The organism is Endozoicomonas sp. (genome assembly GCF_051008435.1).
Taxonomy (GTDB): domain Bacteria; phylum Pseudomonadota; class Gammaproteobacteria; order Pseudomonadales; family Endozoicomonadaceae; genus Endozoicomonas_A.
Map to the genome: position 1 here is coordinate 1 of NZ_JBPCXO010000231.1, position 12,290 is coordinate 12,290.

9 protein-coding genes are annotated in these 12,290 nt (G+C 47.7%); 4 read left to right on the forward strand and 5 right to left on the reverse strand.

Going from position 1 to position 12,290, the window contains the following annotated elements; genetic code table 11:
* Window positions 1–191: 191 nt before the first annotated feature.
* On the reverse strand, window positions 192–1,580 hold the full coding sequence (locus tag ACR2PX_RS11900) for a glycoside hydrolase family 1 protein (protein ID WP_433999574.1): 1,389 nt from the start codon (window positions 1,578–1,580) through the stop codon (window positions 192–194).
* A gap of 237 nt (window positions 1,581–1,817) precedes the next feature.
* Between ACR2PX_RS11900 and ACR2PX_RS11905 the strand changes: the two genes are divergently transcribed.
* The 3 genes from ACR2PX_RS11905 to cueR all read left to right on the forward strand — a co-directional run bounded on the left by ACR2PX_RS11905 (window position 1,818) and on the right by cueR (window position 5,240).
* Complete coding sequence (locus tag ACR2PX_RS11905; RefSeq protein WP_433999575.1) at window positions 1,818–2,111, forward strand: PTS fructose transporter subunit IIB; 294 nt, start codon at window positions 1,818–1,820, stop codon at window positions 2,109–2,111.
* A gap of 264 nt (window positions 2,112–2,375) precedes the next feature.
* Window positions 2,376–4,829, forward strand: a complete 2,454-nt coding sequence (locus ACR2PX_RS11910) for a heavy metal translocating P-type ATPase (protein ID WP_433999576.1) — start codon at window positions 2,376–2,378, stop codon at window positions 4,827–4,829.
* 3 nt (window positions 4,830–4,832) lie between these two features.
* Window positions 4,833–5,240, forward strand: coding sequence for a Cu(I)-responsive transcriptional regulator (gene cueR, locus ACR2PX_RS11915; RefSeq protein ID WP_433999577.1), 408 nt, complete (start codon window positions 4,833–4,835; stop codon window positions 5,238–5,240).
* 46 nt (window positions 5,241–5,286) lie between these two features.
* Here cueR and ACR2PX_RS11920 read toward each other — a convergent pair whose 3' ends face one another.
* A complete protein-coding gene (locus tag ACR2PX_RS11920) occupies window positions 5,287–6,792 on the reverse strand; it encodes a hypothetical protein (RefSeq protein WP_433999578.1) in 1,506 nt (501 codons plus the stop codon).
* Window positions 6,793–7,191: 399 nt separating this feature from the next.
* Between ACR2PX_RS11920 and ACR2PX_RS11925 the strand changes: the two genes are divergently transcribed.
* Window positions 7,192–10,677 carry an ankyrin repeat domain-containing protein gene (locus ACR2PX_RS11925; RefSeq protein ID WP_433999579.1) on the forward strand — a complete coding sequence of 1,162 codons (3,486 nt, stop codon included), beginning with the start codon at window positions 7,192–7,194 and terminating at the stop codon, window positions 10,675–10,677.
* Between the two features lie 189 nt (window positions 10,678–10,866).
* Here ACR2PX_RS11925 and ACR2PX_RS11930 read toward each other — a convergent pair whose 3' ends face one another.
* The 3 genes from ACR2PX_RS11930 to ACR2PX_RS11940 form a co-directional block, all read right to left on the reverse strand.
* Window positions 10,867–11,316, reverse strand: coding sequence for a DUF411 domain-containing protein (locus ACR2PX_RS11930; protein ID WP_433999580.1), 450 nt, complete (start codon window positions 11,314–11,316; stop codon window positions 10,867–10,869).
* A gap of 32 nt (window positions 11,317–11,348) precedes the next feature.
* Window positions 11,349–12,032 (reverse strand): efflux RND transporter permease subunit, encoded by a 684-nt coding sequence (locus tag ACR2PX_RS11935; RefSeq protein ID WP_433999581.1) that lies wholly within the window; start codon window positions 12,030–12,032, stop codon window positions 11,349–11,351.
* 150 nt (window positions 12,033–12,182) lie between these two features.
* Window positions 12,183–12,290, reverse strand: a 108-nt coding sequence (locus ACR2PX_RS11940) for a zinc ribbon domain-containing protein (RefSeq protein ID WP_433997355.1), incomplete at its 5' end; no start/stop codon positions are given.

Below are 12,290 nucleotides of genomic sequence, written 5' to 3' on the forward strand. Positions count from 1 at the left end.
GGCAATCTGAACAACAGCCCTGCGTTGGAACTCCTCGCAATAGCTAGCTATTACTCGTCGTTCCGCCTTGCTCTGATGTCCAGCTTGCCATGCTCATTACGGTAGTTAGAAAATTCGATTGGTATAAAAACCCCGGAAGGTCCGGGGTTTTCTCGACTCAAATGCCCATAGCGAAAGAAAAGCGCTTATTGTTAAAAGCCATTATTTTGAGCCGCATCCCTGAACCAGAGACCACTCTTTTTAATGGTACGCTCCTGAGTTTCCAGATCCAGACTGACAAAACCGTAGCGGTTTTTATAAGCATTCAGCCAGGACCAGCAATCAATAAAGGTCCACAGATGATAACCCCGAACTCTGGAACCTTCTTCTGACGCTTTGTGGATCCACTTCAGGTGATCACTGATAAAGTCGATGCGATAGTCGTCCTGTATCTGACCATTGACCTCGAACTGCTTCTCACCCTCAACACCCATACCATTTTCTGAGATATAGACTTCAATGTTGTCGTAGTTATCCCTCAGATCAAGCAGCGTGTCGTATACCCCTTTTTCGTAAATTTCCCAGCCACGGTGCTCATTCATCTTGCGACCGGGCATTTCATAAAAGTCATAGAAATTCTCAGGCACAAACGGAGCATCTGCTGCGGGAACGATCTCTTTGGTTTTGACACGACGAGGCTGATAGTAATTAAAGCCAAGAACATCAATGGTGTTAGCGGCAATGATCTCAAGATCCGCCTTGTTATACTCGGGCAGCTGATCATGCTCTTTCAGCAACTCCACCAGCTCACGAGGGTAAGTTCCTTTGGTCACAGGATCCAGAAAAGCACGGGTGCAGAACAGGTCTGCCATGTGAGCGGCTTGCTGATCTTCCGGTGAATCACTGCGGGCATAAGTAGGAGAAAGGTTCAGGATGATGCCGATCTTTCCAGCCAGCCCGGTTTTGCGATAACGCTCAATAGCACAGGCATTGGCCAGAATGGAATGGTAAGCCACCTGAGCCGCTCTTTTGAAGTCTACGACACAAGGCCAGTGATAGACATTCAGGTAACCTGCTTCCACAGGTACAATGGGCTCGTTCTGGGTAAACCAGTAGTTCACCTTGTGACCAAACAGCTCAAAACACTTCTCTGCGTATTCCGCAAAAGCCTCAACTGTTTCCCGGGATTCCCACCCCCCCTTCTCCACCAGTGGTACAGGCAAGTCAAAGTGGAACAGGTTGATAACGGGCTCGATGCCATGCTTGATCAATTCATCAATCATGTCGTTGTAGAAAGATACAGCTTCCGGATTCACCTCACCCGTCCCAGCTGGAATCAGACGTGACCAGGAAATAGAGGTACGGAACGAGTTATGACCCAGCTCTTTCATCAGGGCAATATCATTCTTGTAATTCTTGTAGAAGGTAGAGGCTTCGCAGGGACCTACCTGATTGTGAAATTTTTCTGGCTCTTTTTCATGCCAGAAATCCCAGACATTGGGCCCACGGCCGCCTTCACGGGAAGCGCCTTCGCATTGAGTCGCAGAGGTGGCGCTGCCCCACCAGAAATTCTCGGGAAACAGGTGTTCAGGTGTGCTCATAGGAAACTGCTTTCTATCAACAAGAGGGAAATTCAGATCACCATAATAGATAACCCTAACCTCATAAATTGACCTGTATCACCTTTGAGTTCAGATGGTTACAAATGTCCGCTAAATGTCGTTTTTCTTCGATTCCGATCACAAAATCGGACACTTATAGTCAGTAGCACGCACATAAACATTGAATTCAGAGACTGCCTGCTGACCTGGTAGATCCTGCGAAACAGGAACACACACATGAACATCGTTGCAGTGACCGCTTGTACAACAGGCATCGCCCATACCTACATGGCAGCAGAAAAACTGGCTGAATTTGCCCAAAGTCAGGGTCATGAAATCAAGGTAGAAACCCAGGGTGCTCTCGGTATTGAAAACGAGATCACTGCAGAAGACATTGCAACAGCAGATCTGGCGATTCTGGCCATTGATGTAGAGATTCAGGGTATTGAGCGTTTTGAACCTCTGAAGACCATCAAGGTAGCCATAGGTGAAGCTATTAAAGATCCTGAAGGTATTATTGCCCAGGCTTGATAGAGTGCCCGGTTTCAGCTTCTGAACACTAAGGAAGCTGAACCCCCCTTCCAAATCCTCTTCCTGACTGCTTATCAGTAGATCCCTTCTTTCCCGTACTAAAAGCGATTAAACCCTACTCTCTTTTTAAAAGTACTGACCGCCACTGAACGCGCTATAAGAAATATCTATGGCTTCTCTTCTCTATCAACCTTTACCTTCCAGTTAGGGTAAGGGTTATTCTGTGTACAGTTCCCCTCTAAATTGATATCCGGGAGTAAATCAATGAAATCTTTACAGATTCAACTGGCACTGTCCGGAGTCAACTGCGCTGGCTGTGTAGGCAAAATTGAGAAAGCCCTTAAGGGCGTCAATAGTGTCGATGAAGCCAGTGTTAATTTTGCAGATAAAACCGCTACGGTGGAAGGCCATACCAAAGCTGACTCTCTGATCTCAGCCGTCCAGTCTGTCGGCTTTGGTGCAGAGTTGATTGCCTCAGACAGTAATAAACAATTTTCCATACCTGGCATGAATTGCGCCTCTTGTGTAAACAAGATTGAAACGGCACTCCAGAACGTGTCTGGCGTGACCAACGCCTCGGTCAACCTGAGCGACAAAACCTGCTCGGTACAGGGAACGCTGAATGTGACAGCCATTCTGGCGGCTCTGGAACAGTCAGGCTATCCCGGAGTGGAAGTGACTCCGGACAACAGTATTCAGGAAAAACAGGAGAAGGAAGACCGGAAGCAATACCGTCACCTCCTCAAACATACCGCCATTGCACTGGGTTTGGGCATCCCCCTGATGATCTGGGGAGTTGTCACCGGAGAAATGAGCGTCAACACGCCTTTCCAACAAATGGCCTGGGGTGGAGTAGGTCTGGCCACCCTGTTGATTCTGGTGTTTTCGGGCAAACATTATTTCACTGGCATGTGGAAAGCTCTTAAACATGGCAGCACCAATATGGATACCCTGATTGCCATAGGCACAGGGATAGCCTGGCTTTACTCAATGGTGGTTGTGCTGTTTCCTCACCTTCTGCCGTTCGCCGCTCGCCATGTTTACTTTGAAGCCAGTGCCATGATCATTGGTCTTATCAACCTGGGCCATGCTCTGGAGTTAAGAGCCAAAGGCAAAACCAGTCAGGCTATTAAAAGGCTATTGGGACTTCAAACAAAAACAGCCAGAGTCGTACGAAATGGACAAGAGATAGACATACCTACCAACCAGGTCTTGAAAGGTGACATTGTCAGAGTCAGACCCGGTGAAAAAATAGCTGTCGATGGTACCGTCACTGAAGGTTCCAGCCTGGTGGATGAATCCATGCTGACAGGTGAGCCACTGGCGGTAAAAAAATCACCTGATGATGCAGTGTCTGCAGGCACTTTAAACAAAAATGGCAGCTTACTGTTCAGGGCTGAAAAAGTCGGCAGCGAAACCGCTCTGGCTCATATCATCGCCCTGGTGAAAAAAGCCCAGAGTTCAAAAATGCCCATTGCCCGGATGGCCGATCAAATCTCATCCGTTTTCGTACCGGTTGTGATAGTTATCGCTATTCTGGCTGCCACAATCTGGTTCTTTTTCGGACCGGCGCCCGCATTGGCCCATGCACTGGTGGTGGCAACAACCGTTCTGATTATTGCCTGTCCCTGCGCCCTTGGCCTGGCCACGCCCATGTCGGTCATGGCGGGTGTGGGGAAAGCCGCAGAACTGGGCATGTTGATTCGAAAAGGCGACGCCCTTCAACAAGCCAGCAAACTGAATACAATTGTGTTGGATAAAACCGGTACGGTGACTGAAGGCGTCCCGGCAGTGACAGAAATCATAAGTACGGCGGGCGATTCAGCAGAAAATAAAAGTAGAATTTTACAAATTGCTGCCAGCATAGAAAGTGCGTCTGAACACCCGCTTGCCGAAGCCATCGTTGAGTCTGCAAAAAGAACCGATACTCCACTCTCTTCTGTTTCTGACTTTCATGCTGTCACGGGGCAGGGCGTTACCGGTATTGTCGATAATCACTCTGTTTTACTGGGCAATGACAAATTGATGGCTTCCAGTGAAATCGATATTTCCAACCTGGCTTCCGCTTCTGAGTCTCTGGCCCGCCAGGGTAAAACACCGATGTATCTTGCTGTGGATCACAGCCTTTTGGGTCTGATAGCCGTTTCCGACCCCATCAGACCTGACTCCAAAACGGCTATCGACCGCCTGCACAAGCTGGGCATAAAAGTCATGATGCTGACCGGTGATAACAAGCTGACTGCGGCTGCTGTAGCTAAACAGGTGGGCATTGATGATTTCAAGGCAGAGGTGATGCCTGAAGATAAAGAAGCTTATATTCGACAGCTTCAGAGTCAGGGTCTGAAAGTCGGAATGACCGGCGACGGTATCAATGATGCACCCGCTCTGGCCCATGCTGACGTTGGCTTTGCCATTGGCACAGGTACGGATGTGGCCATTGAATCAGCCGATATCACCCTGATTCGTTCTTCACTGCATGGCCTGGCCGATGCTGTTGAGCTGTCCAGAGCCACCCTGAGAAACATTAAACAAAATCTGTTTGGTGCCTTTGTCTACAACTCTCTGGGTATCCCGGTTGCTGCCGGTGTACTCTACCCCCTCACTGGAATGCTGCTGAATCCTGTCGTTGCAGGGGCAGCCATGGCATTGTCGTCCGTCACAGTAGTCAGTAACGCCAATCGACTCAGACTCTTTAAGCCTACTAAAAGGGAGGCCTGAACCATGAACATTTCCAAAGCGGCACAGGCCACCGGGCTAACTGCCAAAACCATTCGTTACTATGAAAGTCTGAAGCTGATCTCTCCCGCCCATCGTCTGGATAACGGTTACCGTGATTATAATGAGTCACACTTACGAGAATTGTCTTTTATTAGTCATGCCAGAGAATTGGGTTTTACGCTGAAAGAGTGCTCAGATCTTCTCGGCCTCTACAATGACAAAAGCCGTAAAAGTGCCGATGTGAAATCACTGGCTCTGAAAAAAATGGCCGATGTCGAAGAGAAAATCAGCCAGTTGCAGGTCATTCGTGAAAGCCTGCAACAACTGACAGGGTGTTGTCATGGGGATGATAGGCCGGACTGCCCAATCATTGACCGGCTGGCCAAGGGAAAAGTCTCTGGTTCAGGATAAGCTCTGTTTGGAGTGCGAACGTTATGGGGTATAGCGCTTAGTCTCACTATTCCCCCTCCATTAATATGCGGTGGGCTACCTGCCATTGCCGTTCACTGTATTGCAGCCTGGGTATCGACTCCAGATCCAATAGCTTTTCGGCCATTTGTTCTATTGAAGGACGAGGGTTCGAAGCCTTTAGCTCATCGTATACTCTTTTTACGAATTGATAAGCATCTCGGAATTCTCGCTGATCCTTAGCCGAGGTAGACCACTCCGAGCCTTCATTAAAGGCATTGGCAGTACGGTCAAAGTCCATCTCATCCAATCGGGCTTCCAGTTTCTGCAGTTTTTCTTCTGTCAGTTTGGTGCCTTTAAGCATACCAAGCACGTCGTAATCCGCTCTGAGTTCTCTCTCTTTTTCCATCAGCATGGCCGTTTGAGCCAGATTCGAAAGATTGAACGGGAGTCGTTTTTCATAGGCTTCAGCCAAATGACTCAGACTGGGCAGGTCTACAGCCTGATCTATCAGGCCCATTTCTCTCAAAACCGTTTTAACTTTGTCCCAGGGTTCCTGCTCGACAGGGCTCTCCTCTACTGTGGCTTGTGGCTCAAGAGTTTGTTGAGGTCTCGCAGGCTCATTGCTACTCAGATCGTCATAGGCCTTTTCCAATTCAACTGCAATGGCATGCTCTTTATCATCTCTACACTTTCCTGCAGTCACTTGAAGAATATAGGGTGGAGTATTATGTGCACGTCTGACGGCTTGCCTGCAATGAATAAGATCATCTTGATGATCCGCTAAAGCAATTGAGAGCAGCTGATTTATTCTGTTTTCCCAATACCTCTGCTGAGTGGAAGCTGTTGGTATAGTTGATTGCAGCTGATTGAATCGGGCCACAGCTCTGGGTGATTTATGATTTGCCTGATATTTTCCCCCGCCAACATAAGAAACAACGTGGGCTATTTGCAGATCATTGCTCTGTTTAGGCTCCATCTCTTTTAACATTTTCTCCCAATTCAGGGTGCCATTATCACCCACCTCAAGGGGTACAGTTTTACAGAGAAATTCCGCCACTCGCTGTTGCCTGGGTAAATCATGAGGCCTGAGCAGCTTAAAAGTGATGGTCTGAGTACCTGAAGTAGGCTCAACAGTTGCCAACCCTGACTCTACCAGTAGAAGGCAGGCCTTATGCTCGGGTGTTCCTCTCTGTAAGGTGGCTCTACGGTCTTTAAATTCAATTTTTGGATCAACCTCCTCCCCAATAGAGGCTGCCAGCTGTTCAGCTAAAGCTCTGGCCTCCCTGATATCAGAAGGCTTTGGCCTCCTTAGAAACAAAGCGACAAAGGTTTTGATAGGGGTGTCTGTGACCTTAACCTCTGCCACCGGACGTTGCTTTAGGGGTACACCGGAACGATAAAGTCGGTCTCTGGGAATATTATTATCAGGCTCAACTTTAGTCACCGACTGATGGTTTACAGTCTTGCCTGGTTTTTCTGGTTTTGTTGTAGATACAAGGTGAGAAATGGGTGAATGATTAACAGATGACCCGCCGGTTTTCCCTGTGCTCATTTTAATCAATCCTTTGGATAGCTGAAAAACACTTCAGACTTCTATGCCCTTCTTCTGAGACTAGGAGCCTGTCGGACTTAAGGCAATTTCGGCCTGAATTCCAGAAAGAGCGGCCATCTTTAGATGAGCACCGTCGTGATGCTCATCTTGAAGGCTGTCCAAAATGACTCCAGGCAATTTTGTCCGTTGATTTTGCTTAAAATAGGTCAACTATTCGCACGAATTCAACGAAAAAGCTGGCTCACTTTACTGAACTTTATGCTCGGGCGCTGTTCTCGGTCAGGCTCCTAGTCTGTAGAAAAACCGAACAAAATAACATTTTTGCCTTGTTAAAACTATGCTCTATGCTTTGTTATCTGATCAGCCGCACAAAGAGCCTTTCTTCCGGCAAGAGGTTGTATGTTTACGAGAGACTGTTGTGATATCCGTATTATTCTCATCACTCTCCAGTGCTTTTTGCTATGTATTTCTGCTGCAGCCCGGGCCAATGTCCAACTCCCTGAGCTGAAACGCTTTACCTATCATTGGGCAGCTCATGTTAACAGTCTGGGACAGGCAGCAACCTGGGTGACAGGGGCGGTTCATCAAGGCGACAGACAAGCACGCTGTTCAGTACTTTCCCCTGAAATCACAGAAGTTCTCTGGTTATCTTTTCCTGGCGCCCCCCTGGAAAATTTTACCCAAAGGTACTTTTTTTTCAGCACCCATGCGGCAGAACCCCATGCGCCAACAGAAGTCATTGCGCTGAAACCGGGACAAGAGCAGGAGCTGTTGCCCGTTGTCCGTATGCATCAGGATCATAAAAACAACCTTCACAGTTATCTTGTAGCCCTGCCTGACGACACAGCCAACCTGGAGTTACAGCTTAAAAATGCGCACTTCAGCACCGAACTCTCTCCTCTCATAACAAACGACAAAGGTAATCTGACCACAGAGACAATGGAAATACGACAGTTTGGCCGACAGCAGAATGACGACGACGAACCCTCATTCCCCTTGCCACTATTTGCAGACTCACAAATGCCCCATGCCGGGAAAAGTGAGTACGGCGGCGGTGGATTGGGAGGAGACGTTCCTTTTGATGACTGGTTCAAGCCGGGCAGGGGAAAGCCTTTTGCCGCACTGAGCGATTATATGATTGATTTTGTGCCCCTGCTGGACGACAACGAGGCGGAGATTCCGGAGCAAAATCGCGACTTTTTTTCAGCCCTTGGAAAAACAGACAACACCTTTGCCATCGTCGTCACCATGGGCGGGCAGCGCTGGCGGCTGGAGCTTGACGAAGAACAATGGCAGCAACTGTGGAACCTGAAGCTACTGGGAGCACCCGATTTTCTGTTTCGCATGGTAACGGCGCTGGGAACAGGAAACCAGAGAGTACAGCAACGGTTCAGGGAACTGGCCGAGTTTATTAAAGAACAACATCACGAAGCCATCTGGTTATGGACCGAAGATATTCTTAACACGCCCCCCGAACAGGTTCGGGTCGATGTCTGGCTTGACTTGCAGTGGCAACACCTGCTGACAAAAATGCTGGTTGCTGCCATCCGGGAAACACCTGATGGCAATGGCTCAGAGAAGAAAAAAGACACTGGCAGTGGCAGCAGTAAAGACAAAAGTTCTGAAGGCGAGAACACACATGGATCATCAACCGTCAACGAAGGATCAGCCAATAAAGGATCAGCCAATAAAGGATCAGAAAGTGCGGATAAAGCTCCCTCCGGCCAGGGGCATGGCGGGGGCGAGGAACCGCCGGGGCAACCGGGAGCAACCGAGCCTGCCGCAAGTGTTGGGGAATCACAAGAGCAGATCCTCGAGCAGTTATTAAGAACTCTGAAATCAAGTGCTAATACAGATGAAGAAATAATTAAGTTAAATTTAGATAGGCTGTTAAAGCAGCTTTCCCCTAACTTTATTAACCATTTTGTGGAAGGAGCCACTTTACTCTACCACCTGGTTGATTTACTCGATCTAAACAAGAGGGCGCTATTGATTGAGCTGGTAGAAACGCTGCTGGATAAATATCAAGCCAGCCCCATGCTACCCGTTACTGACGGGCGAATGATTGTACACAGGGCGGCTCAGCGGGGTTTGTCAGAGGTGGTAGGAGCCCTCCTGCAAAAGGAAGAAAACGCTGCGCTTTATACAGATGGTGAAGGCAGGATGCCTCTGCATTATGCCTGTGAGGAGGGGCATATAGAAACTGTTCAGTTATTGTTGAATGCCGCACCCAAGGCTCAGAATCATCCGGACAATCAGAAAAATACGCCATTATTTCTGGCTATCTCCAGAGGCAAGACAGAAGTCGTTAAAAAACTGGTTGATCAACAGCCCCTCAGGCCAGCCGACCAGCCAATCGTTTTGCAGGGGATTCTTAAATGTCTGGAGAGTAATCCCAACAACGAGGAAATCCTTGTCGTTCTGATAGAGTCCGGATTTGATGTAAATACCACTGACAGTCAGCTCAACACTCTGGCACACCACTCTGCCTGGAGAGCAAACCTGAAAATACTCGAGGTACTGATTGAGCATAAAGCAAGTCCCTTCATAGAAAATAATATAAATATGATTCCACTAGAGAGAATTATCACCAAAAACGCCCGAACAAGAGCTTCTGAAAGCGAACCTTCCCAAGGCGAACAGAAAGTGCAGGCAGTATTGGTGGCACAGCTTTCCCCCGAGGAACTGGAAATACTGATCGGCAGAGCGCTCGACAATGGCAATATCTCCCGGCTTGAGTCTTTGCGTGAAGCAGGCATTCAACCAACAAAACCTGAAAATCAAAACCGTTATCTGCATCTGGCAATTTCTAACCATCATTTTGGCACTGCCTTACAGTTGATCAGGCAGGGCGTGAACCCGGACAGCCCGGTTACTATTAATGGCAGGGAGGAAAAACCTGTCAAAATTCTTTTAGATAATGTTCATAGTCAATTCAAAAACCTTACTGAAAACAGGGCTAAACATAGTGAAACATTCCACAAATTTTGGTCTCCTCAGCGGACAGAACTGTGTAAGCTTGTTATCCAGGTACTTATTAAAACGGATTACATCGATGATAAGAAGTGGCAAAGCTTTATCGATACTTTGGAAAAAATAGAAAGAGCAGATCAATTCATCGTTCTGCAAGTAAAAACTCATAAAACAGCAGTTTCTGAATTGCTTAAAGTTCATAAGATCGCTAAACAGTTGAATCGGATTTTAGAAGTAAAACGTAATTCTCCCGAAGTCGTTTTGACGCTTAAGCCTATTGATTTTACCATCGGAACGGACCATCTGGACATCCTGCTAAAGAAAGGTGTTGATATTAATACAGTCAGTGTTAACGGTTCCTCCCGTAACTCATTGGTCGAAGCTATTAATGATCATAAATTTCGTGCTGTTAAGTGGTTAATTGAACATGGGGCTGATGTGGATAGTAAAGTTGGACCCTTTATGGCCAAAAAAAGACCCGTCAATATTTTGTTTGATCAACTCCAGCAGAAGCTTATTTCAAAAGCTATGAAGATAAATTTTTATCACGTAGAAATCTGGCAAGATGAGAGAGTGGCATTAGTGTCGGTGGTTCCTGAAATACTTCATAAAAGCCATTTTACCAGAGAGAGGAGATGGACTGACCTGATTTTTCTGATTGAGGAACTGGCGCAGGGTAGCTGGTTTAATCAACCTTATGACCCACTGGGTATTCCCAAAATTCCGATTTCATGGTTTTTGCGCGAGGCCGAACTGGTTCCAAATATGAGGAGGGCCTTGGAGCATGCAAGTGAGGAAAAGAAGAACGACAGTCCACCGGAAAGCGTTGATCACGAACCATTTGAGATTATTGAAGAGCCCTCTGAGACTATTAAGCCTCAACAACCTGAAATTCGCGAGACAAGTTTATAGCCAACTTATTTAAGGGAGCATCGAGAGGATTATAGTTTTCAAAAAGTTTTGGAAAGAAAACCGAACCCAGTAAAGAGAAAGCGCCATAGGTTTTGGTGGCAGGAGGTTGTATGACTGAGATAGAAAATAGTTTCACCGGTGTCACCCAAAGAAACTCATGGAGGAGCTTCTTTGGGGTCTTACAGAAATTCAATGAGTAGCAAACACACTCATCTTCCCATCAGCACTGAAGCTGATGACCTGATAAGGATCTTTACGGTCTCCGTATTCCATTCCTGGCGATCCCATTGGCATGCCAGGAACGGTCAGGCCATTCACGCCCTCAGGCTTTTCACTCAACAACCGTTTGATGTCCGCAGCCGGAACATGTCCTTCAAAGGCATAATCACCAATAAAGGCGGTGTGGCAGGACTCCATACCTTTTGGAACTCCAGCTTTGGCACGGTACATGGCAGTGCTGGGCACATCATGCAACATCACCTTAAAACCATTCTCTTCCATGTGTTTAGCCCACTCTGTACAGCAACCACAGGCAGGGGTTTTGTATAACATGACTGTCGGAAATGACGCCTCAGCCTTGGCCAACATGGACGACATCAGAACCGCAGTTCCCAGAAACAGGGCTTTCAGCTTTTTCATTGTTTCACTCTCCTATTCAAGTTCTTAAACATTTAATAATGGATCGGTTCGGCCAGAGCCTTCTTCCGGCTATGCCACAGAAAACAGATGTCAGGGACCAGTACGAGTGTTACAGCCAGAGAGCTGGCAATGCCGCCAATCATGAGCCCTGCTATGCGCTGCATAACTTCGGAGCCTGTTCCTTCATTAAGCATGACGGGGATAAGACCAAAAAGAATCGTACTCACAGTCATCATGATGGGTCTGAGTCTCAGAACAGCGCCCTCCAATACCGCCTGCTTGATATTCAGTGCAGACAGTTTGCTTTTGGATTGACGCAGTTCAGCCAGTGATTGATTGAGATAAACCAACATCATGATGGCGTTGCCTACCGTAACACCCGCCAGAGCAATAAAGCCGACACCGACGGCAACAGAGAAGTTGTACCCCTGCAGATACATCAGCCAGATGCCGCCTATCAAAGCAAAAGGCAGTGTGCTGAGAATGGTGACCACCTCAAAAAAACGCCTGAAGGTCAGGAATAAAATCACAGTGATGAACAGCAAAGTCGCCGGAATGATAACGCCCAGTCGTTCACTGGCTCTTTCCATGTATTCATACTGGCCAGTCCATTCCAGAGCATACCCTGCGGGCAGCTCCAGATTCTCTGCCACCAGCTCTTTGGCTTCCTCAACATAAGAGCCCAGATCTCTGAACACGTCCGGAAGGTCTGGCATTTTCAGACTGAATAGCGCCCGGGCCTTCTTCAACGTAGATTTTGGCCACGTCGCCCAGTGCTATGGTTTGCCCTGAAGGGGTGACCACCGGCAGTACTTTCAGCTTTTCAACCGAATTACGATAGTGCTGTGGTTGACATCCTCCCCGCCCTAAAGGACGGGGATTCCTACAGCTAGACGGTCATGCCCGACCGCAAGAATGTTTCTTGCTGCGTTTACGTCACGCAGATGTTCAGCTCCGCACTCTGAACAGACCCA